At 63.9% G+C, this 24,346-nt stretch carries 22 protein-coding genes; 7 read left to right on the forward strand and 15 right to left on the reverse strand.

The genetic code is table 11. The features are described from left to right. Window positions 1-13: 13 nt before the first annotated feature. Entirely contained in the window at window positions 14-676 is a 663-nt protein-coding gene (locus HK107_RS11595) for a M48 family metallopeptidase (protein ID WP_173199931.1), read from the forward strand. 66 nt (window positions 677-742) lie between these two features. On the opposite strand, the gene HK107_RS11600 is transcribed toward HK107_RS11595, so the two are convergent. Next, on the reverse strand, window positions 743-1,987 hold the full coding sequence (locus HK107_RS11600; protein ID WP_173199933.1) for an OmpA family protein: 1,245 nt from the start codon (window positions 1,985-1,987) through the stop codon (window positions 743-745). Between the two features lie 154 nt (window positions 1,988-2,141). Continuing rightward, entirely contained in the window at window positions 2,142-3,011 is an 870-nt protein-coding gene (locus HK107_RS11605; RefSeq protein WP_173199935.1) for an RNA polymerase factor sigma-32, read from the reverse strand. A 169-nt stretch (window positions 3,012-3,180) separates the two neighbouring features. On the opposite strand from HK107_RS11605, the gene ald reads away from it, so the two are divergent. The 6 genes from ald to HK107_RS16000 all read left to right on the forward strand — a co-directional run bounded on the left by ald (window position 3,181) and on the right by HK107_RS16000 (window position 11,723). Then, complete coding sequence (gene ald, locus HK107_RS11610; protein WP_173199938.1) at window positions 3,181-4,290, forward strand: alanine dehydrogenase; 1,110 nt, start codon at window positions 3,181-3,183, stop codon at window positions 4,288-4,290. 101 nt (window positions 4,291-4,391) lie between these two features. After that, window positions 4,392-5,627 carry a hydrolase gene (locus tag HK107_RS11615; protein WP_173199940.1) on the forward strand — a complete coding sequence of 412 codons (1,236 nt, stop codon included), beginning with the start codon at window positions 4,392-4,394 and terminating at the stop codon, window positions 5,625-5,627. A gap of 7 nt (window positions 5,628-5,634) precedes the next feature. Further along, window positions 5,635-6,657, forward strand: coding sequence for an arginine N-succinyltransferase (locus tag HK107_RS11620; RefSeq protein ID WP_173199942.1), 1,023 nt, complete (start codon window positions 5,635-5,637; stop codon window positions 6,655-6,657). A gap of 2 nt (window positions 6,658-6,659) precedes the next feature. Then, window positions 6,660-8,129 (forward strand): succinylglutamate-semialdehyde dehydrogenase, encoded by a 1,470-nt coding sequence (astD, locus tag HK107_RS11625; protein ID WP_173199944.1) that lies wholly within the window; start codon window positions 6,660-6,662, stop codon window positions 8,127-8,129. Further along, on the forward strand, window positions 8,126-9,460 hold the full coding sequence (gene astB / locus HK107_RS11630) for an N-succinylarginine dihydrolase (RefSeq protein WP_173199947.1): 1,335 nt from the start codon (window positions 8,126-8,128) through the stop codon (window positions 9,458-9,460). The genes astD and astB overlap by 4 nt, the downstream gene beginning before the upstream one ends. Window positions 9,461-9,539: 79 nt before the next feature. Further along, a complete protein-coding gene (locus HK107_RS16000) occupies window positions 9,540-11,723 on the forward strand; it encodes a sensor histidine kinase (RefSeq protein ID WP_173199949.1) in 2,184 nt (727 codons plus the stop codon). Between the two features lie 9 nt (window positions 11,724-11,732). On the opposite strand, the gene HK107_RS11640 is transcribed toward HK107_RS16000, so the two are convergent. The 13 genes from HK107_RS11640 to HK107_RS11700 all read right to left on the reverse strand — a co-directional run bounded on the left by HK107_RS11640 (window position 11,733) and on the right by HK107_RS11700 (window position 24,341). Continuing rightward, window positions 11,733-13,367, reverse strand: a complete 1,635-nt coding sequence (locus HK107_RS11640) for a sensor histidine kinase (protein ID WP_173199951.1) — start codon at window positions 13,365-13,367, stop codon at window positions 11,733-11,735. Between the two features lie 4 nt (window positions 13,368-13,371). Beyond that, window positions 13,372-14,052 carry a response regulator transcription factor gene (locus tag HK107_RS11645; protein WP_173199953.1) on the reverse strand — a complete coding sequence of 227 codons (681 nt, stop codon included), beginning with the start codon at window positions 14,050-14,052 and terminating at the stop codon, window positions 13,372-13,374. Window positions 14,053-14,069: 17 nt separating this feature from the next. After that, on the reverse strand, window positions 14,070-15,491 hold the full coding sequence (locus HK107_RS11650; protein WP_233061478.1) for a Do family serine endopeptidase: 1,422 nt from the start codon (window positions 15,489-15,491) through the stop codon (window positions 14,070-14,072). Window positions 15,492-15,644: 153 nt separating this feature from the next. Next, window positions 15,645-16,601 carry a DnaJ C-terminal domain-containing protein gene (locus HK107_RS11655; RefSeq protein WP_173199957.1) on the reverse strand — a complete coding sequence of 319 codons (957 nt, stop codon included), beginning with the start codon at window positions 16,599-16,601 and terminating at the stop codon, window positions 15,645-15,647. 74 nt (window positions 16,602-16,675) lie between these two features. Further along, window positions 16,676-20,443, reverse strand: coding sequence for a baseplate multidomain protein megatron (locus HK107_RS11660; protein WP_173199960.1), 3,768 nt, complete (start codon window positions 20,441-20,443; stop codon window positions 16,676-16,678). Continuing rightward, the gene (locus HK107_RS11665; RefSeq protein ID WP_173199962.1) at window positions 20,440-20,880 is read right to left on the reverse strand and encodes an NlpC/P60 family protein; all 441 of its coding nucleotides are present in this window, start codon (window positions 20,878-20,880) and stop codon (window positions 20,440-20,442) included. The genes HK107_RS11660 and HK107_RS11665 overlap by 4 nt, the downstream gene beginning before the upstream one ends. Further along, window positions 20,877-21,722 (reverse strand): DUF2163 domain-containing protein, encoded by an 846-nt coding sequence (locus HK107_RS11670; RefSeq protein WP_173199964.1) that lies wholly within the window; start codon window positions 21,720-21,722, stop codon window positions 20,877-20,879. The genes HK107_RS11665 and HK107_RS11670 overlap by 4 nt, the downstream gene beginning before the upstream one ends. Then, window positions 21,719-22,342: a DUF2460 domain-containing protein gene (locus HK107_RS11675; RefSeq protein ID WP_173199965.1), complete on the reverse strand. Its 624-nt coding sequence runs from the start codon at window positions 22,340-22,342 to the stop codon at window positions 21,719-21,721. Before HK107_RS11675 ends, HK107_RS11670 begins: the two co-directional genes overlap by 4 nt. Next, window positions 22,335-22,643 (reverse strand): phage tail tape measure C-terminal domain-containing protein, encoded by a 309-nt coding sequence (locus HK107_RS11680; RefSeq protein WP_173199967.1) that lies wholly within the window; start codon window positions 22,641-22,643, stop codon window positions 22,335-22,337. Before HK107_RS11680 ends, HK107_RS11675 begins: the two co-directional genes overlap by 8 nt. A gap of 9 nt (window positions 22,644-22,652) precedes the next feature. Continuing rightward, complete coding sequence (locus HK107_RS11685; RefSeq protein ID WP_173199969.1) at window positions 22,653-23,057, reverse strand: phage tail tube protein; 405 nt, start codon at window positions 23,055-23,057, stop codon at window positions 22,653-22,655. Continuing rightward, on the reverse strand, window positions 23,054-23,479 hold the full coding sequence (locus HK107_RS11690; protein WP_173199971.1) for a DUF3168 domain-containing protein: 426 nt from the start codon (window positions 23,477-23,479) through the stop codon (window positions 23,054-23,056). Before HK107_RS11690 ends, HK107_RS11685 begins: the two co-directional genes overlap by 4 nt. Further along, on the reverse strand, window positions 23,476-23,793 hold the full coding sequence (locus tag HK107_RS11695; protein WP_173199973.1) for a head-tail adaptor protein: 318 nt from the start codon (window positions 23,791-23,793) through the stop codon (window positions 23,476-23,478). Before HK107_RS11695 ends, HK107_RS11690 begins: the two co-directional genes overlap by 4 nt. Continuing rightward, window positions 23,790-24,341 (reverse strand): head-tail connector protein, encoded by a 552-nt coding sequence (locus HK107_RS11700; protein ID WP_173199975.1) that lies wholly within the window; start codon window positions 24,339-24,341, stop codon window positions 23,790-23,792. The genes HK107_RS11695 and HK107_RS11700 overlap by 4 nt, the downstream gene beginning before the upstream one ends. Window positions 24,342-24,346: the final 5 nt, after the last annotated feature.

Consider the following 24,346-nt stretch of genomic DNA (forward strand, 5'->3'; position numbering starts at 1 on the left):
ATCGGGGCGCGAGGTGCCGATCGAAGTGCGACGGCACCCCCGCGCCAAGAGGTTTGTCCTACGAGTCTCCGGCGGGGTCATCCAGCTGACGATTCCCACAAGAGCGCGGATCGGCGAAGCCGCGAGCTGGGCGCGGTCCCAGGCCGCGTTCGTCGAGAAGCGGCTGGCGGGGGAACCCGAGGCGCGGCCCTTCGTCATGGGCGAGACCGTGCCCGTGCTCGGTGAGGAACTTGAGATCGTGCAGGGCCTGAAGGTCCATGGCGAGCGGGAGGCTGGCCGCTGGGCGATCGCCCCCGCGGCGCCGGATGCGCTGGCGAAGCGGATGGAACAGGGCTTGAGGAAGGTCGCCCTTCTCGAAGGAGAACGGGCACTGAAATCCTTCTGGCAGAAACTGGGTGTCCCAGATGGGGACGTTTCCGTCAGAGCCTACAAACGACGCTGGGGTGCTTGCGGATCGGATGGCTCGACGGCGCTCAACTGGCGTCTCGTCTTCGCTCCGCGATTCGTTTTCGACTACGTCGCAGCCCACGAAGCGGCCCACCGTCTCGAAATGAACCACTCCCGGCGGTTCTGGTCGATCGTTGAAGAGCTCGACCCGAAGTACCCGAAGGCTGAGCGCTGGCTGAAGGATCACGGGGCATCTCTCTACGCCTACGGCGCCAGCCTCGACGCCTGACAGACCCCACAAAAGAAAAGGGCCGACCCGAAGGCCGGCCCTTTCCGAATTGGTCTCAGACCGTTCTTAGAAGTCGAATTCGACTTCCGTACGACGGTTGAGCGGCTCGCGAACACCGTCCTGGGTCGGCTTGGCGAGGTTGCTCTCACCGAGAGCGACGATCCGGATCTTGGAAGCGTCGATGCCGTACTGGACGAGAGCGTTGCGAACGACGTTCGCGCGGCGTGCCGAGAGGCGTTGGTTGTAGCTCGAGGAACCCGAGGTGTCGGTGTTACCCGAAACGACGACCGAGATGATGTCGAGGTCGTTGGCTTCACCAGCGCGGCGCTGCAGGAGCGAGCGTGCGGCGGTCGAAAGCTCAGCGCTGTCGAACTCGAAGTACACGACGGTGCGGAGTTCCGCAGGCGTCAGAGCATCTTCTTCATCGGTCGGGCAGGCTTGGTTCATCGGAACCACGGTGCCGTCGAAGCAGGTCTTGGTCTGCGGCTTCGGAGCAGCTTTGACCGGCTTGGCAGCAACGGCGCCAGCGCCGAAGTCCCAGCGGAGGCCAACAGTCGTCTCGTGGACCGAGTACTCACCGGTGACCTGAGCAACTTCGTTGTTCACGTAGGCTTCGAAGTCGTACTCGCCGGTCTGCAGGAAGCGGTAGCCGACATCGAGCGACAGGGCGTCGGTGATGGCAAAGCTGGCGCCTGCGAGACCCTGAACGGCGGTCACGTAGTCGTCGTTCTGGACATAGATACGGTAGCCAACCGGCGGCGTCGCGGATGCGAGGCCAGCATCGGTGATGCCGGTTTCGTCGTCGACGTTGTCGAACTCACCACGGACTTTTGCGAAGCCGATGCCAACGCCGAGGTAAGGCGTGAAGCGGCCAGCTGCGTCGAAGGCAAAGTCCTTGTACAGGTTCACCATGCCTGCGGTGACACCGAGGTCGCCGAGGTCATTGTTGTCGCCGAGAGCGAGGTTCTCGCTGTTGCCGCCCGTCGGGAAGCCAGCAAAGCCAGCGCCGTCGCCCGGCATGTCGGTGACAGGCTGCTCGCGGTAGGAGACTTCGAACTCACCGCGGAGGCCGCGGTCGAAGTACTTACCGATAGCGGCGTAGAGGCCAAGGCCGTCGCCGGTTTCGAGACGGCTGTCGAACTCTTGTGCGTCAGGGACACCGGAATTGGCTTCGGACTGGAAGTCGTTCTCGGCGAATTCCCAGGCGTATGCGACGCCAGCGGCACCGTAGTAGCCTTCTTTGTCCTGCGCCGAAGCGGTGCCAAGGGCTGCGGTGCCGGCGGCAACCAGCAGTGCAAGGCGGTAACTCATACTCTTCCCCTCCAAGGATTCAAAAATGCGTTGAGGTACGCTGGCAAAGGTAATGCGCAAACCATGCCATGACGGGATGGGTTCCATTATCCAAGGCTTAACGTCAGCAACCTGTAATTTCCCGCCCTACGTGTTGCCTTATTGCACCACAGCATTAGCAAAGCTTCATGGAATCAAGGGTCGGCTGGGACTTGCCAAGCGAAGCGCGGAGCTTGCCGATGGCCTGTTTTTCAATCTGACGGACACGTTCTTTAGAGAGCCCTAGGTCTACGCCCAGCTGGCTCAGCGTCACGCGGTCCTCGCCGAAGAAGCGCTGGTCGATGATGATTCGCTCGCGGTCCGTGAGCGAGCCCATGGCTTCTCCCAACCAGCTGCGCCGTTTTTCGAGGTCGATCTCTTCTTCCGCGGTCTGGTCAGGAAGATCGCGCTCATCGGGGATCATTTCCTGACGCTCGGTCTCGCCTTCTTCGTTGAATGTCGCATTCAGGGACATGTCGCGGCGGCCGAGGCGTGCGGTCATGAACTCGATATCGTCGCCTGTGACGTTGAACTTCTTGGCGACGGTCTCACGGGCGATGGGGCCCGAGCTGTCCACTTCCTCGATCATCGCGCGGATGCGGGAGAGATTGAAGAAGATGGTCTTGTGCGCGGATTTCGATCCGATGCGGACGATCGACCAGTTCCTGAGCACATAATCCTGCATCGAGGCCCGGATCCACCAGCCTGCGTAGGTGCAGAAGCGAACCTCGCGCTCGCAGTCGAAGCGCTTCGCCGCCTCGAGGAGCCCGATGGCGCCTTCTTGTATGAGATCCGCGAGGGGAAGGCCGTAGCCCCTAAACTTGATGGCCGTCGAAACCGCCATGCGCATGTGGCTCTCAGTGAGTTCCGCCAGCGCTTTCTCGTCACCGTCTTCACACCATGCCCGGGTCAGGGTGCGCTCACGCTCGATCGTCAGAATGGGCGCTGACATCGCCCGGCGTATGGTATCCCGGACGAAGTCGCGGCTTTTCTGGTCTGCGTGCATCGGATTCTCCGCGCCGGCAGCTAACGCCCGCGTGATGCACGAACCCGTGACGGAACTTATGGTTCCCGTTCGGACCTGACTTTTTTCAGTTGTGACCGCGTGGCGGGGTGACGCAGCTGAAAAAGAGACTAAGGGGCGCCTCAAAAAACACCCAGCGGGAGACAGTGGCATGAAGATCGGCGTTCCTAAGGAAATCAAGAAACGCGAGTTCCGGGTCGGCATGACCCCCTCGAGCGTCCGTGAGGCCGTGCGCCTGGGCCACGAAGTTGTCGTGGAGACCAACGCAGGCGCTGGCGTCGACCTGACCAATGACGATTACATCGAGGCCGGCGCAACCATCGTCGAGCGCGCCGAAGAGGCCTTCGAGGCTGACCTGATCGTCAAGGTGAAGGAGCCCCAGCTCCCAGAATGCGCGCGCCTGACCAAAGGCCAGACGCTCTTCACCTATCTCCACCTCGCAGCAGACAAGCCCCAGGCCGAAGCGTTGATGGCTTCCGGCTGCACCGCGATCGCCTACGAGACCGTCACCGGGAACCATGGCGGGCTCCCCCTCCTCCGCCCGATGTCGGAAGTCGCTGGACGGATGTCCGTGCAGGTCGGCGCCTGGGCCCTCGAAGCAAGCCAGGGGGGCCGCGGCGTTCTCCTCGGCGGTGTGCCGGGCGTGTCGGCAGCCAATGTCGTGATCCTCGGCGGCGGTGTTTCGGGCTTCAACGCAGCGCAGATGGCCGTAGGCGCCCACGCCGATGTCGAGCTGTTCGACGTGAACCTGATGCGGCTTGAGGAACTCGACGCTCTCTTCAAGAATCAGGTCCAGACGGTCTTTTCAAACCCAACGGCTGTCTACGAAGCGATCACGCGCGCAGACCTCGTCATCGGCGCGGTCCTCGTCCCGGGCGGTAAAGCGCCGAAGCTGGTCACCCGCGACATGCTCAAGGACATGAAGAAGGGCGCTGTCCTCGTCGACATCGCCATCGACCAGGGCGGCTGCTTCGAGACCTCGAAGCCGACCACCCACGACGAACCCATCTATGAAGTCGACGGCGTGGTGCATTACTGCGTCGCGAACATGCCAGGCGCCGTGCCGCGGACCTCGACCTTCGCGCTCAACAACGTGACCCTGCCGCACACGCTTTCCATTGCGAACAATGGCGCGGTCGAAGCGATGCGGCGCGATCCGCACCTCCTCAACGGTCTCAACGTCATGGACGGGAAGATCACCTATGAGGCCGTCGCCCGCGATCTGGACCTCGAATACGCGCCCGCTGAGAGCTTCCTCTAAGGAAGGCCGCACCCCGGCCCTCCCGCAGGTTTGAGCGAGAGGGAGCCGGGCAAGCCGCCCACGCGCTTTGACGCAGGGGCGGCGCGGCGTTAGAGGCTCCCATGACCTCCAGTAATTTTGCCGAAGTCCTGTCGAAGCTCGACGGGCTGACGGAAACCATGACGAACCGGACCATGGCGTGGTCCGCGATCAATTCAGGCACGGCCAATCTCGAAGGCCTCGCGACGATGGCTGACGAGACCGAAGCCGCGTTCACCGACGCAGGCTTCAAGGCCGAGCGCATTCCCCCTGCCCCGATGACCGAGATCTCCGACAAGGGCGAGGTGATCGAGATTGTGCGCGGCGAGGCGATGCTGTTCCGCGCCAATCCGGGCGCGAACCGACGCATACTGATGACCGGGCATCTCGACACGGTGTTCCCCAAGGGCTCGCACTTCCAGACCCCGGTGATCCGTCCTGACGGCACCATGCACGGGCCGGGCGTTGCGGACATGAAGGGCGGCATCTGCGTGATGCTCGAAGCGGCGCGCGCGTTCCTTTCCTCTTCCTACGGAGAGACGGTCGGCATCGACGTTATTCTCAACGCTGACGAAGAGACAGGGAGCCATGCCTCCGCTGGGCTTCTCGCGAAGATGGCCAAGGAAGCGGATATTGGCCTCGTGTACGAGCCTGCCCTACCTGACGGCACGCTGGCTGGCGCACGGGCGGGATCAGGCCACTACACATTCACCGTACGCGGACTGGCCGCCCATGCGGGACGCGAGTTCCACATCGGCAAGAACGCGATCCTCGGCGCGGCGCGCCTGATGCTCGCGGTCGATGAGCTGAACGGGGTTCGTGATGGCGCGACCATCAATATGGGCGTCATCGACGGCGGCGTGGCCACGAACGTCGTACCTGATACGTGTGTCGTCAGGATCAATGTCCGTGCACGGCGCACTGAGGACCTCAATTGGGTGGATAGCGAAATCCGCCGCGTCCACGAGGAAGCGGACCTTGGCGAAGGTATCACGGCGGAGCTGCATGGCGGCGTCCATCGCCCCGTGAAAGAGATGAAGGGCGGCACGGAAGAGCTCTTCAACCTCGTCAAGAAGGCTGGCGGCGACCTCGGCATCGGTATCGACTGGGCACCGACCGGCGGCTGCTGCGATGGCAACAATCTCGCGGAGGCTGGCCTGCCGAACGTCGATACGCTCGGCGTCGTCGGCGGCAAGATCCACTCCGATCAGGAATATGCCCACCCGGAGAGCTTCGTTCCGCGTGCGAAGCTTTCGCTTCTCATCATGCTGCTACTAGCCTCGGGTCAGGCCCCGTGGCCCAAACGTCTGGATGCGTAACATGAACATGATCGTCAGACTCTCGGACGAGAAAGACGTCGACGGACTTTATGAGCTTGCGATGAACGCGGGCACGGGCATGACCACCGTGCCGAACTCGCGCGAGGCGATCGAGGAGCGCGTCGCTGCGTCCAAAGCCGCAGTGCTTGGCACCGGACCCGCTGGTCCCAAGGACATCTTCTTCTTCGTACTGGAGCTCGATGGCGAGGTCGCAGGCATGGCCTCGATCTTCCCGTCGCTTGGCGCGGACCGTCCCTTCTACAGCTACCGGATCAGCCAGGTCGCAGCGGCAGCGCCGGAGCTTGGCATCCAGGCCAGCTCCGAGCTTCTTTATCTGTGCAATGACTTTCACGGCTATGACGAGATCGGTACGCTGCTCGTCTCCGAGAAGGCGCGAGGCACAGGCGCAGGACGCCTCCTCTCCCTCTGCCGCTTCCTCTTCATGAAGGCGATCGAAGCCCGCCTCTCTGGCAAGGTCATGGCCGAGATTCGAGGCCAGTTCGATGATGATGGCGAGAGCCATTTCTGGGACGCTGTCGCCTCGAAGTTCTTCCATATGAGCTTTCAGGAAGCCGATGTCCGCTCGGCCCACGACTTCCGCTTCATTGCAGACCTGATGCCGAAGTTCCCTATCTATACGGAGCTTCTCGCAGACGAGGCTCGCGAAGTGATCGGCAAGCCGCACCCGCACTCGGCGCCCGCCATGAACATGCTGCAGAACGAGGGCTTCCGCTATACGAACTGCGTCGATATCTTCGACGCGGGCCCGAGCGTCGAGGCGCCGCTGAACGACATCTCCACGGTCAAGAACCGCGTGGCGGCAACCGTCCGTGTGCAGTCCAACATCCCTACGGAAGGCCGGAACCGGCACATCGTCGCCGTGCCCGACCAGCTCCGTTTCCGCGCGACGCTCCTGCACCGAGGCCCGCGCGATGGCAGCCTCTTCCTCACCCCTGAGGAAGCGGAAACGCTCGGTGTCCAATCAGGCGACAAGGTGGTCACCTCGGCCATCCGCTCACGGAAAGGTTAGAAATGAACGCGCTGAAGAATCTTATCGGCAAGGACTGGCTGGACGGCGAAGGCGCTCCCCTTTCTACGACATCTCCCGCGAACGGCGAGACCATCGCCAGTGGCAACATGGCGAGCACGGAGCAAGCGATTGCTGCGATGGCCGTCGCGCACAAGGCTTTCGAGCCCTGGGCTGCCACATCCTACGAGGACCGCAAGGCCATCATCGAGCGCTACGCGGAGATCGCGAAAGAGCGCAAAGACGAGATGGCTGAGCTGATCGCTCGCGAGACGGGCAAGGCCCTGTGGGACGCTGCGACCGAGGCCGGCGGCATTGCGGGCAAGGCTGGCCTCGCCATCGCTTCTTACGAAGACCGCACACCGACCAAAGAGAAAGACAATGGCGCGCTGACGCTCCGCATTGCCCATAAGCCCCACGGCGTGATGGTCGTCATCGGTCCCTTCAACTTCCCGGGCCACCTGCCGAACGGCCAGATCATTCCCTCGCTCCTCGCGGGCAACACGGTGGTCTTCAAACCTTCCGAGCAGACCCCCGCCGTTGGCCAGAAGATGGCCGAGTGGTGGCAGGAAGCGGGCCTGCCCGAAGGCTGTATCAATGTCGTGCACGGAGCACGCGAAGTGGCTGGCGCTCTCATCGGTGATCCGCGCACCGCAGGCGTCCTCTTCACCGGCGGCGTGCAAGCAGGCACCGCGATCCACAAGCAGCTTGCAGGGCGGCCTGACGTCATCCTCGCGCTCGAGCTTGGCGGCAACAATCCGCTCATCGCCTGGGACGTTCAGAACGCTGAGGATGCGGCGCAGATCATCGTGCGCTCCGCCTACATCACGACGGGCCAGCGCTGCACCTGCGCGCGCCGCCTCATCGTCAAGAAAGGCGAGGAAGGCGACCGGATCGTGAAGGCCGTCGCCGACCTCATCCCGCGCCTCACCATCGGCGACCCTCTTGGTGACCCCGCGCCCTTCATGGGGCCGCTGGTGAGCGCTGACAGCGCCCGCCGCGCCTTGGCCGCACAGGACGAGCTGATCGCCGCTGGCGCTGAGCCGGTCGTGAAGATGGCTCAGCACGAGGCCGGCGACGCCTTCGTCACCCCTGGCCTTCTCGATGTTTCGGGTATGGCGAAGGACCCGGACGAAGAGATATTCGGCCCACTCCTGAAAGTCATCCGTGTGGACAGCTTCGAGGAAGCCATCGTCCGCGCAAACAACACGAAGTTCGGCCTTGCCGCTGCGCTACTCTCCGATGACGCGGCGCTCTGGGATCGGTTCGCAAGGGACATCCGTGCAGGGATTGTCAACTGGAACCGCCAGACAACGGGCGCTTCAGGCGCTATGCCCTTCGGTGGCCCGGGCCTCTCGGGCAACCACCGTCCGGCGGGCAGCTATGCCGCCGACTTCGTTGCCTGGCCGATGGCCAGCATGATGGCCGAAGGTCCGCTTAAGGATGATCAGGCCGTGCCGGGGCTCAAATCATGAGCGTGACGGAAGTCAATTTCGATGGCCTCGTCGGCCCGACGCACAATTATGGCGGTCTGTCGGTCGGCAACGTCGCCTCCATGTCGAGCCAGGAGACGCCCTCCAACCCGCGCGAAGCAGCGCTGCAGGGCCTCGCCAAGATGCGGCGCATGCTGAAGATGGGCTTCACGCAGGGCTTCCTGCCGCCCCACGACCGTCCCCATGTCGAGACCCTTCGCGGGTTCGGCTTCACGGGCCCTGACAAGGAGGTGGTCGAGGCCGCAGGCAAGAAGGCGCCCCTCCTCTTGAGGAACGTCAGCTCCGCTTCCTCGATGTGGACGGCGAACGCCGCGACCGTGACCCCCTCGCGGGACGCAAGCGACGGCAAGCTCCACCTGACCCCTGCCAACCTCAAGGCGATGTTCCACCGCTCGATCGAGCATGAGCAGACCCAGCGGATGCTAGAGACCGCTTTCCCGGGCGATCGCTTCGTCGTGCACGGAGCGGTTCAGGGCGGCGGCGAAATGGGCGACGAGGGTGCAGCCAACCATGGCCGCCTCTGCGCGAGCCATGATGCGCAGGGCCTCCACCTCTACACCTATGGCCGCCATGCCTTTGAAAAGCGCGAGGGCAAGTACCCTGCCCGTCAGGCCCTTGAGGCCAGCGAAGGTATTGCCCGCAGCCATCAGGTGGCGGACCAACACATCGTTTACATGAAGCAGGCGGACGAAGCGATCGACGCTGGCGCCTTCCACAATGACGTGGTCGCCGTCGCCGATGGTCCGGTGCTTCTCTACCACCAGAAGGCCTACGAAGACACGCCCGCCCTCCTCGATGCGATCAAGCGCAAGGCTGAGCCACTAGGCTTCGAGCCGCAGTTCATCGAGGTCGCTGCGAGAGATGTCAGCCTTCGCGATGCGATCGTTTCCTACCTCTTCAATTCGCAACTCCTGACGCGTGCTGATGGTTCGATGATGCTCCTCCTCCCCGTTGAGGCGGAGGAGAACGAGGCGACGAGGCGCTGGTGCGAAGAAGCTGTTGCAGGGAATGGCCCGATTGCAGAAACCCTGTTCATGGATCTTCGCCAGTCGATGCGGAACGGCGGCGGCCCAGCCTGCCTCCGTCTGCGGGTTGCTCTGACCGCTGAGGAACTGGCTGCAACGAATCAGGGATTCCTTCTGGACGAGGCGCGAAGCGATCAGCTCGAAGCTTGGGTGAAGGATCACTACCGTGATCGTCTCACGCCTGACGATCTCGGCGATCCGGCGTTTCTCGAAGAAAACCGCCGTGCTCTCGACGCCCTGACCCAGATCATGGGCTGCTCGGGGCTCTACGCCTTCCAACGGGGATAATCCTCTCGTTTTCGGGTGGTGACGAGGCGGGCGAATAGCCCTAACACTTCGTTACCACCAGAGAATCCGAGGAATCCGCGTGCAGGCAGCAGCCAAGACCAAGAGCGAGAAGCCCGGCGCCCGTGGCGGCTCCGGTCTCGTCCTCTGGGTGATCCTTGCGCTGATTACCGCAGTCGTCGTCTTCCTCCTGGGGACAGCTCGCGAGATCGGCTCGGTTCGTGAGCGTGCTGACAATGACTCACGCAACGCGGCGATCCTGCTCAGCGAACGGCTGGCCAGCAGCGCCTATCTTGAGGCACAGCCCGGCGACAGCCTGGCCGTCGAGGTGCAGCGCCTCCTCGACAGCTATGCCCCGCGCGGCGGTGCCGCCTGGTTCGTCCGCGACCCGACCCTCCCCATCCTCGAAGGTGGCAATACGGACCGCCTCGATTTCGATCGACGTTGGATGGACGGTGAACCTGTCCCCGGCCAAAGCATCGTGATCCGCGCGCTTCCGGGAGGAGCCGTTGTCGCGGTGGCTGCGCCGACGACCTTACCAGTGGCCACTCTCACGCCGTCGCTTCTCGCTTCGCTTCTGATCCTTGGCGGCGCCTATATCTTCATCCGCCGCGAGCAGCGGGTCACGAATGAAGCGGCTGCCCTCCGTGTACAGCGCGACGGCTTTGCCGAAAAGCTGCGCGCCGTTGACCAGGCGGGGCTCGGCCATTGGGCCGTGGAGGAGCAGACCCTCACCCTGCCCGCAGGCCTCCGCGCCGTGCTTGGGTTTGCTGCGCAGGATGTTCGTGTCCCGCTGACCGACTTGCGCGACGTGATCGACACGATGGACCTCACCCGCGCGATGCAGTTCTTCACCGGCAAGGGGAAGCGCCGTGACGCGCGGTTCCTCTTCATCGATGCGGCGAACACCCGGCAGTCCGTGTACCTGACCACCATCGGACAGGGCCGCCCCCGCTGGGGCCTCGCCATGTCGATCAGCGACGCTGCCCTCGATGAAAGCCGCTCGCTGCAGCTGGTCCAGCGCCTCCACGAGACCCTCGAAGCGATCCCCCAGGCCTTCCTCCACTGGGATCCGTTCGGGAAGCTCGTCGCATGGAATGATCAGTTCCGGGTCATTTTCAACGTGACCTCTGACCAGCTGCGTCAAGGGATGAGCGTCGACGACCTCGCCTCGATCTGCGGCATCGACCAGCGCTTCCTCCGGCAGTTCTTCATCCCCCCGCAAAGCGCGCGGGAGGAGGAAGAAGCACTCTTCCCCGACGACCGCACGCTCAGGATCATCCGCCGCCGGACGATTGGCGATGGCTGGGTGTGCATCGGCCACGACATCACCGACGCCAAGGCAGAAGCCGAAGCCCGCGCGCGGAAGGAGCGTGAGCTCCAGATGACTGTCGACATCCTCGAACAGTCACGCCGCGATCTCTCCGACCTCAACGAGCAATATAGCCTCGCCAAGCAGCGGGCCGAGGATGCGAACAAGGCGAAGACCGAGTTCCTTGCCAATATGAGCCACGAACTCCGCACGCCGCTGAACGCCATCAATGGCTTCTCCGATGTCCTGAAATCCGAACTCTTCGGCCCCCTCGGCCATGAACGGTATCAGGAATACGCTGCCGATATCCATGACAGCGGCATCCACCTCCTTGCACTGATCAATGATATTCTCGACCTCTCCAAAGTCGAGGCAGGCAAGATGGACCTGCGCCTGACGAGCTTCGAGCTGGAGAAGACCCTCGAAGAATCCGTCCGCTTCATCGAACCCCAGTGCCGGAGCGCCGACATTCATCTGCATGCTGGGTTCAGCCATGTGCCGAACGTCTATGGCGACCAACGTGCGGTGAAGCAGATCCTGATCAACCTTCTTTCTAACGCTGCGAAGTTCACCGAACCCGGCGGCAGGATCACCGTCACAGCGGTTGCCGACCTCGAATGTGTCACCGTCTACGTCGCGGACTCCGGCGAAGGCATGGAGCCTCAGAAGCTGCGTCGTCTCGGTACACCCTTTGTCAGCTTCTCGAACTCTCAGGAGCGTGACAAGCGCGGCACCGGCCTTGGCCTTGCGCTTTCGAAGTCGCTTCTCGAAGCGCAGGACGGCATCCTTGCCCTCGCCAGCGAGAAGCATCGCGGCACGGTCGCGGCCTTTACCCTCCCCCGCTGGCGCGGCGGCAAGGCCAAGCTGCCTGAGCTTCTTGAGGGGCGGGCCATTGTCCTGACCGGGCGTAGCGAAGAAGACGACCAGCAGACGAAGCTTCTCGCAGCGGAGTAGCCCCTCCGGCTAGTTGCCCAGCGGGCTTTTCTTCGCTGGCTGCGCTTTGATCCCCGGGAATGCGATCCTGATCCCCAAGCCATAGGCATTCGAAGGAGTCAGGCTGCGTCCTGCTTCCTGATGAGGAAGCCCGCGGCCAACAGTCATTCTCCCGCCATGACGCCTGACGATGGCGGAGACCAGACTGAGGCCCAGGCCATTGCCTTGCGTTGAGCGGCTGCGCTCGAGGCGGACAAAGCGCTGGGTAATCCGCTCACGGTCCATTTCCGAGACGCCCGGCCCATTGTCGAGGATGGTCATGATGACACCGCCCGTCGGCCGTGGCGCCACGAAGAGGATGATCTTCGTCTTGATCCCAGCTTCCTCAGGGTGCCGCGCATATTTGAGGGCATTGTCGAGAAGGTTGGCGATGGCCTGGCTGATCAGCTCACGGCTTCCGTGGATCTCGGGAACATCCTGCAGCTCACCGACAATCTCGACGCCTTCATCATCACCAGCCGGGATGTAGAGCTCCAGCATCTCCTCGGCGACGGCACGGATATCCACCGTGCCAGCGAGGGCGCCAGAGCCTGCTTCGATGCGAGTGATCGAAAGAAGTGCGTTGAACGTCTTGAGGAGGCGCTCGACCTCGCCCCGGGTCGTGAGAAGGACTTCCGCACGCTCCTCGGCATCGACTGTTTCGATGTCGTTCAGTGTGCTGTCGAGCCGTGCCTTGATCCTGGTCAGCGGTGAGCGAAGGTCGTGGGCGATATTGTCCGAGACCTGCTTCATGCCGGTCATCAGCTGCTCGATCCGGTCGAGCATGAGATTGATGTTCCGCGCAAGGTTGTCGTACTCGTCGCCTGACGTACCTGAAGGCAGACGACGCGTGAGATCGCCTTCCGTGATCGCTTCAACCGAACGGTTGATCGCATCGAGCCTTGTGATCAGTGAACGACCGAGCACGATCCCCAGGACCACAGCTATGAACAGCGTCACACCGATGACGCGGGTCGCGATGTCGGTGCGCGTCTGGCTCAGCTGGTAAAGAGCATCGATGTCTCGTGCGAGGACGATGGTTGCCTCGACGCTCGGCCCACCTGCGATACGTTCGAAGGTCAGTGTGCGGCTGAGGCCGAGATATCGCCTACGTCTTGGTTCATAGTCGGAGAAGACCGGGCGGTCCCTGGCCCAACTGAACTCGAACGCTCCATCGGCGCGCAGCATCGGCACCGGGACGCCTTCGAGGTTGCCCTGGTACCGGCTCGCATAGGTGCCGTAGTCGAGCCAGATCATGTAGGTCGTGTTGACCGGGAGCTTGTTGCTCTCCGCCTCCACCACCAGTGCGGTGAAGCCTGACCAATTGGGCGCGCCCTCGCTTTCGGCGATGCGCTCGAGCCGGTCGAGCTCGTCGGAAAGCTCCTGCTCCACCCGGTCGAAGGCTTCGCCGATGGTTGAGTCGTAGACGACGTAGCCGATGATGACGACGCCGACGACGAAGAGTGCGGCGGCGAAGATGATGTAGCGGAAGGCGCTGGTCTGCAGTGCACGGAAGAGGCTCTTGCGCTTCAGACGCTCGAACCGCTGACCCTCTTCCTCATCTTCGAGGATAGGATCAGGCTCCGCCCACTGCCGCGGGGCGACGTTGCCTCCCGCCCCGAGCATGAGGCTACTCCTCTTTGTCGGTCAGGGTGTAGCCGGCGCCGCGCACGGTGCGGAGCAGCTGGGTATCGAAGCCCTTGTCGATCTTCGCGCGAAGGCGGCTGATATGGACATCGATGACGTTCGTCTGCGGATCGAAGTGATACTCCCAGACATTCTCAAGGAGCATCGTCCGGGTCACGACCTGGTGGGCGTGGCGCAGGAGATATTCGAGCAGCCTGAACTCGCGCGGCTGCAGGTCGATCTTCTTGCCGCCCCGGCGGACCGTCCGTGCAAGGATGTCCATTTCGAGATCAGCGACCGAGAAGGTCGTCTGGATATTGGTCGGGCCCCGGCGACGGCCGAGGGCCTCGACCCGGGCGATCAGCTCGGAAAGCTCGTAGGGTTTGACGAGATAATCGTCGCCGCCGGACTGGAGGCCAGCCACACGGTCATCGACTTCGCCAAGAGCCGAGAGGAACAGCGCCGGGGTTTCGTCACCTTCGGCGCGGCGCTCCTCAAGGAGGGCGAGGCCATCCTTGTGAGGCAGCATGCGGTCGATGACGTAGGCGTCGTATCCGCCGCTGGCGGCCATGTCCTTGCCGACCTTGCCGTCGAGCGCGTGCTCAACCGCGTGACCGGCGGAGCGCAGGCCCTTGACCATGAACGTCGCTGCGTCGGCGTCGTCTTCAATCACCAAAATCCGCATACTGTACTCCTCGTTCCTTACGAGCTGATAGGCAGGGCCCTGAAGTCGAGCCCCTGACGGGTTTGCACGCGCAGAAGCAGTGCGCCCCGGTTCTTTTTCTTGGCGGCCTCGATGGCTTCCTCGATGTCACGGGGCGTCGAGACCTTCTTGTTGCCAGCTTCCATGACGATCATGCCGGGGGTGATGCCCGCAGCTTCGGCCTCGCTGTCGCGTTCGACGTCAGCAACGAGGACACCTTCGATCTCTTCGTCAATGCCAAGACGGCGGCGGGCGCTATCGTCCAGTGTGCGGAAGGATACGCCAAGGCGTTCTGCCATTTCTTCGGCTTCGGCGCTCGGTGCCGCTTCGGGCTCACCGTTCACACGCGCCAGATTGCGCTTCTCAAGGGTCACGTTGAACGTGCGCTCACGGCCCTCACGGAACGCTTTGACCTTCACGCGCTTGCCCGGAGCGATGTTGCCGATGCGGCGGGTCAGCTCATCGGCGCCAGAGATGGCCTGACCTTCAAGCTCCGTGATGATGTCGCCTGCCTCGATGCCCGCTTTGTCCGCAGGCGAATCTTCAGTGACGTTGGCGACCAGAGCGCCCGCTGCATCTTCGAGGCCGACGGCTTCGAGGATCTCAGGCTCTGCATCGCGGATCGACACGCCGAGGAAGCCGCGCGAGACGCCGCCTTCTTCGATGATCTGTGTCACGACGGAATTGGCAACGTCAGCCGGGATCGCAAGGCCGATGCCTGCGTTGACGCCAGTGGGCGAGATGATGGCAGTGTTCACGCCGATCACGTTGCCTTTCACGTCGAAGGTCGGGCCGCCTGAGTTACCGCGGTTGATCGAGGCGTCAATCTGAATGAAGTCCGAATACTGAAGGCCGGAATCACGATCGAGGGCCGAGACGATGCCTGAGGTCACCGTGCCGCCGAGGCCAAACGGGTTGCCGACGGCGAGGACATAGTCCCCGACACGCAGCTCAGCGTCGGTCTCGAAATTGACGTAGCGCTGCTCGCGCGAGGGCTCGACCTTGAGAACCGCGAGGTCCGTCTCGGGGTCGGTGCCCACAAGCTCGGCTTCGAGTTCATCGCCAGAGTTCAGGACGACAGTGATGGCCGTCGCGCCCTCGATGACGTGGTTGTTGGTGACGATGTTGCCCTTGTCGTTGATGAAGAAGCCTGAGCCCTCACCAAACGCCCGGCGGGTCTCACCCTCGCTGCGGCCGCCGAAACGGTCGCGCAGGCCGGGGAGCAGACGCTCGAGCTCTGGCGGGATCTGGCCGTTCATGGCGCCGCCGATGGGCACTTCGCGCTCGGTGCGGATCGAGACGACGGCGGGGCTCACGCGTTCGACAAGGTCGGCGAAGCTGAGCTTCTGGTAGAGCTCGGCGTTCTTCGCCGCGAAGGAGCCCATGTCGACGCTTTCCTGCGCCAGGGCAGGCGCGCTCATGGCGCCCAGCGCCAAAATCGATGCCGCAAGCATGGACGAGGAGAAGGTGGATCGCTTCATTTTGGTCGTAGTCTCCAGCATAATCTGTCGTTCGTCCTGACGTAGGAACGGGTCACACCCGATGGAACTTACGGCTTGGTCAGCCCTAACGGGTCAGCCAGCCTTCGCGTAGTCGCCGGACTGCGATTCCTCATCGTCAGGTGTCCAACGCTTCATAAACGCTTCCAGTTCGGCATCGCCGCCCTTGGGGAGCACGATCCGGACTTTTGCAAAAAGGTCGCCGTAATTGCCCGTCTTGCCGTTCTTGAGGCCCTTCTCCTTGAGGCGGAAAGCCTTGCCGGAGCTGGTGTTGGCGGGGATCTTGATGGTCGCGCGGCCAGTCAGGGTCGGCACTTCGAGCTTACCGCCAAGGACCGCTTCCTTCAGCGGCAGGTCGACCTCGGTTGTCACGTCATCGCCCGAAACCTCGAACTGCGGATCGGCGGCAACGGTCATCTCCACGAAGAGATCGCCATCGGGGCCGCCATGGACGCCGGAGTGCCCTTTGCCGCGCAAACGCAGGGTTTGTCCGTCACGCAGGCCCTCGGGGATCGTGACATTGGCCGTCGTACCGCCGGGCAGCGTCACCTTCTTCGTGGTGCCGCGCGCCGCTTCAAGGAAGGGGACGGTGAGACGAGTCCTTATGTCGCGGCCCTTGCTGGCGCGCGGAGCCTGTCTGCCCCCCGGATCGCCGCGCCCGAAAAAGTCCGAGAAAATGTCGCCGAAATCCTCGAAGCCGCCGCCTTGGCCGCCTCGGCCCGGACGGGCACGGCGGCGGAAGCGTTCTGCGGCCTCTGCAGGATCGACACCGCCGAATGGGCCGCCCTGGCCGAAGACTGAGCGCTCATTGCCGTCAGCATCGATCTCGCCGCGGTCGAAGCGCTTGCGCTTATCTTCGTCGCCAATGATTTCGAAGGCTGCCGTGACGGCCTTGAACTTCTCTTCCGAGGCGGCATCGCCCTGGTTGCGGTCAGGGTGATACTGCTTGGCAAGCTTGCGGTATGCGCTGCGGATCTCGTCCTGCGACGCCTGTCGGCCTACGCCGAGCACCGTGTATGGATCTTTGGCCAAGCGGTTCTCCCGAATTGTGGTCCCGGTGACTAGTTGAGCGGACCGCCTTCGATTTCAACCGCTTTGACCCTTAGTTAAAGCACGAGTGAAGCGGCCCTGCCCGCACCATAGACTGAGGAGCGTTGCGCGACCGTGACCGAATGGGCGTTTGCTTGCGCGAAGCTGGCTGTCGGTGCGGTAGTCTCGATGGTTTCGAGAAGCGCTCCGTTCTGGTCGAAGACGTTGATTTCGTAGTGTTCTTCGGTCTCGCCGAGGGGAATGTCCCCTGAGGAGAAGCGATCTCCACCGATGCGGGTGCGCCTGATCCAGTGGAGCGTGGTGGTTCCGGCGGCATTTTCGGCGCGCAGATGCACGGGGCTGAGAGGTCTTGCGCCTCGCCCTTCGAGCGCGATCGATCCCTCCCGATAGGGATAGGCGCCGGGCTCTGCGCCTTCGGGGCCATAGGTGATGGCTTCGGTGATGCCCCAGCGGTCAGGCGGGAGCGGGAGGCTCGATGCTTCATCGAGGAGGACGATGCGTGAGCCTGTGTCTGCGCCGGCGGCAGCCTCTTCCTCGGTGCCGTTGCGGCCCCTGAGGAAACCTGAGAGCTGCCATGTGCCGTCGGGCTGGAGCGCGGCGCTCTGGAACTGCAGAAGCTCCCAGCCTCGTGGCGTCTCGACGGCTGCGAGCTGCGCGCCTGCGAGGATGTCAGCTTCGGGGCGACTTTCTAGGCTGCCCGCCGGGAGAGAGAGGGAGAGGGTGCTGCCCCTGTCCCAGCGCCCCGCGGTCCCAGGAGCGAGGGGCGCGGTGAGCCTGCCCATCGGCGATTGGCGAGAGAGCCGTGCGAGGAGCGCCGCCTCGCCTTGCCGATAGACGGCCACGCCGCCGGGCCAGGGCTCGGCGAACGCCGCGAGCCAGAGCTGCGCTTCGGTGCTCCCTTCCGTGAGGAGCGGGATGTCGAGGGCCCCCAGCAGCACCGCGCCGTAGGTGACGGGCAGAAGGTCGGGGCTTGCCGCGATACCTTCATAGGTCACCGCGAACAGGCCCGGGTCAGTTCTGACCGTGTCGATGGCGCGGATGTCGGTCTCGGTCATGGCCGTGACGCGAAGGGTCAGAGCTCCCTCCTCCCCTGTCAGGCGCAGGACGGTGCCGGGCTCAATGCCGTCGGCCAGCTCCGGCAGCGCGAAGCTAGCGGTGAGATCCATGCCGCGGGCCTCGGCAAGGATGGCCCTCGCGCGCGCCCTCGCCTCACCTTCCTCCATGATGACAGACGTGCCGATCCGAGCTGTGCGCCCGCCGGGGTCGGTCTCGTCCCGCGCTTCAACGATCTTGAGGCCGAAGCCTGAAAGCTCGTCGGCATAGGTGAGGCTGAGTGCGGCGGGGAGTTCCTCCGCCTGCCGATGATCAAGTGCAAGGGGCTGACGGTCACCGCGCAGGACGAGGTCGCCTTCGTCGACGCTCAGTTCCTCGGTGCCGTGCCGAGGCGCGACATAGACCACACCTTCCCGCGCCCACGTGTCGAGTTGGTAGAGGTCGAGCAGTGGCTCGATCGCCTGACGGGCGGTCATCGGCTCACTGACGACATAGCCCGAAAGGAGCTGGTCGCAGGCTGAGGCGTTGATCGCGAAGAGGCCCGCCTCGCGGCCGAGGGCTTCGATCAGGCGGGAGAGGCGGACCTTCCCTGCCCTGCCGTTGAGCCAATGGCCCGTGGTCCAGTTGCCCGCGTCTGCCCAGAGGCTCTGCCGTGCGGGAAACTCAGGGAACGGACGAGCATCCCAGCAATAGACGGCCATGCGCGAGGCATCGAGCATCGAACCGCCGTAGACGGAAGAGGCGGGGTTGTTCTGAGGCTTCGACCAATAGCGGTGCTGCGCCTCGAGCGCTGCCCGCTGGGCCCGGTCATCTCGCGCGCCGGTGGAGAAATGCGGCGCGAAGCTCTCCGATGATTTGGGGTCGAGGAAGACGTTGGGCTGGTTGGCGCCCTTGTCGATGGCGGCGCATCCGATCTCGGTGAAGAGGATGGGCTTGGATTGGGGCACCCAAGGGGTCGCGCCGGTCTTTGATCCGGCGCTCCGCTCTTCGTGGGGAAGCGACCACCAAGAGATGAGGTCCTTGGGCCGGAAGACGTGAGGCTCGCCAAAAGCGCCATCTGTGATTGGTGTACGGACCTGTTCCTGCCTGTCAGCTTCGGAGGCGTAGTACCAGTCGAAGCCCTCGCCGCCTGCGACTCGGGAAGCGATGTAATCGAGGTCGTAGGGACCCTCAGCTTCGGCGGCGTCGAGATGGCCCTCGCCTTCACGCCAGTCAGTCAGGGGGAAGTAGTTGTCGATGCCGATGGCACCGATGGAGCTATCGGCCCACAGAGGATCGAGGGGGTAGTAGAGGTCGCTGAGCGCATCGGAAGGGACGTAGGAACCGTACTCTGACCAGTCGGCTCCGTAGGTGATCGTCGCCGCAGGGAGGATCGCCTTCACTGCTTGGGCAAGCTGGATCAGCCGTTGGACCGCAGGGAACGCGCCGCTTTCATCGCGCAAGCGCGTGAGGCCGCGGAGCTCCGAGCCGATCAGGAACGTCTCGACGCCTCCTGCTTCCGCGCAAAGCTCCGCATAGTGAAGAGCCATGACTTCGTAGCTGTCGAAGAACTGGTCAACCTGTGCCCTGACAGCGGCCGAGCTGTCGTCGACCTCGCTGTCTGCCCTGATCCTGCCGCGCCACGGGTAAGGCGGCTGCGAAGGAGCACCCGAGGGGTCGTTGAGCGCGTTGTCTGCGGGGATGTCCATGAGAACGAATGGGTGGAAGGTCACGGCGAGGCCGCGCGCCTTGATGTCTTGGATGATCGCCTTGACGCTCTCGTCAGAAGGCGTGCCGCCATAGGAAGGCGTCTCGCCGTTCTGTGTCAGCGGGCGGACCTCAGCGCGGGTTTCTCCGTTGACCGACCATAAGTCAGGTTCCGAGACACGCTCAGGGCGCTCCGTACCGGGACGGACCTGGCAGTGACCTGCGCGGAGGTCATCGCCGAACCAGCTGACGACAAGGCTGACGGATTCGAGGTTCGGCAGGACGGCCTGAAGCTCGTCGAGGCTTGCCTCAGCATCAGGCAGGCCCAAGCCGTTGTGGCGGTTGAGGGCCGTAGTCACGCCCTCCCCGGTGGTCTCGAAGACAGGCTCCATCGCGTAGACAGCCTCGCCGGATCCCGGGATGAGCGTCACGGCACGGATGGCTTGCTCCATATCGTCCGGGTCGCTCTCTCCCACAGGGCAGACGATCTCGAAATTGAATTGCGGGATCCGGTTGCCGAAGGGGGCCAGATCGAGCTCCTCGATGACGATGTAGGCTGTGCCCTTATAGGCGGGGGCTGTGCCGTCCAGCGCTTCGATCAGCGGGTCAGGCGACTGGTCCTCCGTACCGTGATAGATACGATAGTCGAAGTCTGCGAGCGTGATCAGGTTGCCGTCAGCCCACACCCTACCGATACGGATCAGCTCGCCGTCACACAAGGCTATCGCGACGCTGACCTTATAGCGGTACTCGGTGGCGGAAGTTTCGCTGGCACGCTTGACGCCCTTCGCACCGGTTGTCGAGGTTTGGGTGAAGGTGGTTTCGGAGACGTCCGACGCCCAGATGATCTGCCCGCCCACACGTGCCCGGCCGTAGACTCGGGGGATGCCGCCGCCTTCGCCTGCCGTCAGGATGCGGATTTCTTCGAGGGGCCTGCCAGCACGGGTGCGCTTGACCGGGCCGAAGAGGATGTTGGTCGCGGCGAGCGTTGCCTGATCCGCCGCGTAGGCAGCGGCGATCCGCGGCGCTTCTCTGAGGGCTGTCTGCCCGGCCTGCGCTGCGAAGGTCTGGATGGACTGGGTCATTGCGGCTCCGGGAAGGCGAAGCTGGCGGCGAGGCGATCGCGCCAGAATGGCGAAAGGGACGCACCAAGAACGCTCTGTCCCTGATGGGCGTGGACGAAACGGTCGGGCGCGATGAGGACACCGCAATGCCTGACCGGCTGGGTACGGCGCATGCGGAAGAGGAGGACGTCGCCAGGCAGGGGGTGGTCCGTAAGGATCAGGTTGCGCTGGGCCGCCTCGAGCATCGTCTCCTCGCGGCCTCGCTCAAACCGGGCATAGGGAGGCGGGCTCTCCGGCTCGCCTCCTGTGATGTCCCGGTAGATCCCCCTGATCAGGCCGAGGCAGTCCGTGCCCTGCCCTTTCTGGGAGCACTGATGGCGGTAGGGCGTCCCCAGCCATGCGAGCGCTGCGAGGACGATCTTGGCCCGGTGGGCGACGGCGCGGTCAGCCGCGCTCATCGGCTGGCGGCCTTCTGCACTGCGAGGACGTCTGTACCGGGAATAGTTGGGAAGCCGAGGAAGTTCTCGTGGTTGGCGAACACGTCGCGGCAGGTCTCGAAACGCTTGTCGCACCCCGCCCTGAGGGTGACTGAGCTGCCTGAGGCGGGATCAAGCGATGGCGCGCGCCAGAGGGTCACGACGCAGCCCTCGCCGTCCTGTCTTGCTGTCCGGATGGGGTACTTGGTGCCATCAGGAAACTCAGCGCTCCCGTGGGCGAAGGTTGCGGCGTTTGCCGGCAGAGCGTCTATCGCAAGCGTCACGCCCGAGGCGCTGGTGATCTGCCCACTGATCTCAAAAGACGTACTACTGAGAGAAGCCTTGCAGCGCCCGTCCCCGAGGCTGGCGTCACAGCTTTTCTGATAGAGGCGGCCCGTCGGCGCGGCGAGCTGCTCTGCGAGACCGCGAAACTCGAGAAGCAGTGCTTCGCCTCGGCGCTCGACCTCTCCGATCGTACCGACGGCGATGAGTTCGTGATGATCAGGGTTCTCCCAGCTTACGCGAATGATCTCTGCACGGCTGTTGAGGAGCGCAGCACGGTTGAGGTCACCCGATGCGAGGCCATTGGTGGACAGAGCTGTTTCAAGAACGGCTGAGTCCGGTGCGAGGTCGGCTGTCCTCTCGAACTCCGCGAGGCTCAGGCCAGGCTGGGCCAGGTAGACTGCACCGCCGAAAGTGAGATTGGTATCGTGCTCGGTGAGGCCGACGATCCTTCCGTCAGCCAGCATGATCTTCAGGCAGAGCACCGTTCCTGCGCCCTGTTGGGAGAGCGCTGTCGCCAGCGGGGTTGGAAGTTCTTTCACAGGCGCACCTCGACGAGTTCGATCGACGGCACCGCTGCGCCTCGCGCGCCAAGAGAGAGCTCGAGGCTATCGCTCGCAAAGCGAACCGGGGTATCGAAGAGGAAGCCTGCGGTTACCTCCTCTCCCTCCGCCGGAGGGTCTACGAGGGTGATGCTCCGACGATCCGTATCGAGAGAGAATGCTCCCGGATCGAGCGCTACGCCATCGACCGCGACTTGCAGGCTTGCCGGATCAACGAGATCGATCACACGCGAAGTGCTGCCATAGGACTTGGCGAAGACAAATTCCGTCTGCGTTCCGTCTTCGGTCCCGAGGGTTGCATCAAGCGGTGTCGGCGCTCCCCCCGAGGGGTTGCTGGAATGGTCGAAGGGGTCGCGGAAGGCGAAGGCGTAGCGCTGTCCCTCGCGCGCTTCGAAGAAGGTGAGAAGCTCGGCGCTCTCAGGCTGCGAGAGGCCACCGAGGGCGATTCGCCAGCTGCGCCGGGAGCCTGCCCAGCGCGCACGCCTGACCTCACCGCCAGAAGCTGTCGCAGCGATATCCGTCCTTCGCGTCGGGCCGCCAGCCGCCCCAAGGGCGACGGCGTGCGGGAAGAGGACGTCGTGGAAGCCGTCTCTAGCCATTGCGCATGCTCCTTTTGATGAGGGCACTGACGATATCCGATCCCTTGCCGTCCTGACCGCCAAAGGCGCGGCTCAGCGGATCGCCGATCAGGCGCTGGGAGGCCATGCGTGCGAGGTCCTCAATGACGCCGTCAGCCAGCTCGCGCATCGACTGGCGGCCTTCGGCTGACGCGCGCTCGAGTTCATCCGTGAGGGAACGGGCGAGTTCGGAGAATGCCGTCTCGATAGCGGCGGCAACGGGGCGGAGCTGGGCCTCGGTCTCGCCGTCCACAACGCTGTGAGCCTGTCTGTCTTGGGGCATGAAGCCTCCTTAGTTGCTGGGGCTGAAGGCCACGGGGCCGGTGGAGGTGAGGCGAATGGAGAAGCGCATCTCGTCCTCCGCCTTGCCGTCGAAGCTCAGCTGGCGGACGAGAAAGCGGCCGCGCCACTCCCCTCCTCCCGAGGCGAGCGCGAAGACCTCACTCTCGCCTTCGAGGAATACCGTCCGTATGAAGTCCATCGCGGTCCCGGAGAGGAACACGCCTTCTCCTCGCAGCTCAGCAGACGCAGGGCCTGTCAGGGCTTCGGCTTCCTGCCAGCCTGCGCCATCGCGCGTGGTGCGGTCGCCGGGACGGCGATCCAGACGCAGGCTGCGGCGCGTGAGGCCTGCGACAGGGACCTGCTCCGTACCCTCACCGACCGAGAGGAGCGCGAGGTCAGCAGCCTGAGCGCTCACGCTGCCACCGCCGTTTCGGTGATGGTCACGAAGCGGAAGCGCAAGCTACCCTGCATGATGTCGGGCTCACGGATCTTCAGGTGATCTTCGAAGACCATCCGTGCCTGGACCATCTCGTGACCTTCAAGGGTCAGCCGGGCGTCTTGGAGGATCGCGCGAAGGCGCTCCGTGACCGCCTTGGGCTCCTTGCGGCCACCCCAGCGGGAGAAGACGGTCAAGCGGATGATATGCTCATACCCGCCTTCGATCCCCTCATAGGGCCGCATACGGACGGAGCCGAGTTGAACTAGCGGAAAAGCGGCATTCTTTGGCACGGTATCATAAACCCGCGCGGGACTTCCGAGAAGGGCCTGAAGCTCTGCGTCTCCGGTCAGGGCGTCGTAGAGCGCGGTCTGGAGCGCCCATGCTGCATCCATGGTCATTGCATGATCTCCTCTCCCTCGATGAGGGCGAAGCGGCCGGTTTGATCCTGGTCCTGAATATCGGTGATACGGTAGGTCTGGCCGCGCTCGACAATCCGCATTTCGAAGATCAGGTCATCGCGGCTTCGGATAAGGAAGCTCTTGCGGGAGCGCAGCTGCTCCGCTCCAAAGGTCCGGTCGCGGGCTGCGCGCTTTCGCTCGGCCCGTGCTGCAACCGTGCCGAGGCTCTGGTAGCCGAAGGAGTATCCGCCGCCTTCGTCGACAATACGATGAGGGCGGAGGATCTCGATCTCGTCGCGCAGCTCGCCGATCACAGCGACACCTCGCGGAGGCCGGAGAGCAGGCTTTCCACCTTCAGCGGCATGGCGACATAGCGGCCTTCGCCCACAGCCTCGCGGTTCTCGTAATAGTGCGCGGCGAGGGACAGGATGGCCTCGATGAGCTCCGGCGGGGTGGTGGAGACGTCGCTGCGGCCAGCGGTGAAGGTGACCTGAACGCCTGTCATCGCGCCGTCTTCTGCGGCGCTCGGTGCGGTGATCGTCACCGTGGCCGGGCGGCTTTCGCAGAAGGTGTAGTCAAAGGTGGAGGCATAGGCGCCTTCGCCATAGCGGAGGGATACATCCGTCACCGCACTGACCTTCCCGGGGCGGAGGGTCAGGGGCCCCGACGGCTGACCTGGGTGGGTCAGCCGCCAGGTTTGGGCGGCGATGGCGTGGCCGAGCCTGCGCTCGATAAACGCCCTCGCCGTGATGCCGAGCCGCATCAGGAGATCATCCTCATTCGAATGGTCGACCCTGAGGGCCGACTTGAGGTCCGTGAGGGAAAAGGGCTCGACGGCCGGAGGGGTGATGAGCTCGTACATCGCCT

The organism is Parvularcula mediterranea (genome assembly GCF_013085255.1).
GTDB classification, from domain to species: domain Bacteria; phylum Pseudomonadota; class Alphaproteobacteria; order Caulobacterales; family Parvularculaceae; genus Parvularcula; species Parvularcula mediterranea.

What these genes read in the sequence shown, in the direction of transcription:
- HK107_RS11600 (WP_173199933.1), bottom strand. Translation starts at nt 1,987, where the DNA reads ATGAGTTACCGCCTTGCACTGCTGGTTGCCGCCGGCACCGCAGCCCTT.
- HK107_RS11605 (WP_173199935.1), bottom strand. Translation starts at nt 3,011, where the DNA reads ATGCACGCAGACCAGAAAAGCCGCGACTTCGTCCGGGATACCATACGC.
- ald (WP_173199938.1), top strand. Translation starts at nt 3,181, where the DNA reads ATGAAGATCGGCGTTCCTAAGGAAATCAAGAAACGCGAGTTCCGGGTC.
- HK107_RS11615 (WP_173199940.1), top strand. Translation starts at nt 4,392, where the DNA reads ATGACCTCCAGTAATTTTGCCGAAGTCCTGTCGAAGCTCGACGGGCTG.
- HK107_RS11620 (WP_173199942.1), top strand. Translation starts at nt 5,635, where the DNA reads ATGATCGTCAGACTCTCGGACGAGAAAGACGTCGACGGACTTTATGAG.
- astD (WP_173199944.1), top strand. Translation starts at nt 6,660, where the DNA reads ATGAACGCGCTGAAGAATCTTATCGGCAAGGACTGGCTGGACGGCGAA.
- astB (WP_173199947.1), top strand. Translation starts at nt 8,126, where the DNA reads ATGAGCGTGACGGAAGTCAATTTCGATGGCCTCGTCGGCCCGACGCAC.
- HK107_RS11640 (WP_173199951.1), bottom strand. Translation starts at nt 13,367, where the DNA reads ATGCTCGGGGCGGGAGGCAACGTCGCCCCGCGGCAGTGGGCGGAGCCT.
- HK107_RS11645 (WP_173199953.1), bottom strand. Translation starts at nt 14,052, where the DNA reads ATGCGGATTTTGGTGATTGAAGACGACGCCGACGCAGCGACGTTCATG.
- HK107_RS11650 (WP_233061478.1), bottom strand. Translation starts at nt 15,491, where the DNA reads ATGAGCGCGCCTGCCCTGGCGCAGGAAAGCGTCGACATGGGCTCCTTC.
- HK107_RS11660 (WP_173199960.1), bottom strand. Translation starts at nt 20,443, where the DNA reads ATGACCCAGTCCATCCAGACCTTCGCAGCGCAGGCCGGGCAGACAGCC.
- HK107_RS11665 (WP_173199962.1), bottom strand. Translation starts at nt 20,880, where the DNA reads ATGAGCGCGGCTGACCGCGCCGTCGCCCACCGGGCCAAGATCGTCCTC.
- HK107_RS11675 (WP_173199965.1), bottom strand. Translation starts at nt 22,342, where the DNA reads ATGGCTAGAGACGGCTTCCACGACGTCCTCTTCCCGCACGCCGTCGCC.
- HK107_RS11680 (WP_173199967.1), bottom strand. Translation starts at nt 22,643, where the DNA reads ATGCCCCAAGACAGACAGGCTCACAGCGTTGTGGACGGCGAGACCGAG.
- HK107_RS11690 (WP_173199971.1), bottom strand. Translation starts at nt 23,479, where the DNA reads ATGACCATGGATGCAGCATGGGCGCTCCAGACCGCGCTCTACGACGCC.
- HK107_RS11700 (WP_173199975.1), bottom strand. Translation starts at nt 24,341, where the DNA reads ATGTACGAGCTCATCACCCCTCCGGCCGTCGAGCCCTTTTCCCTCACG.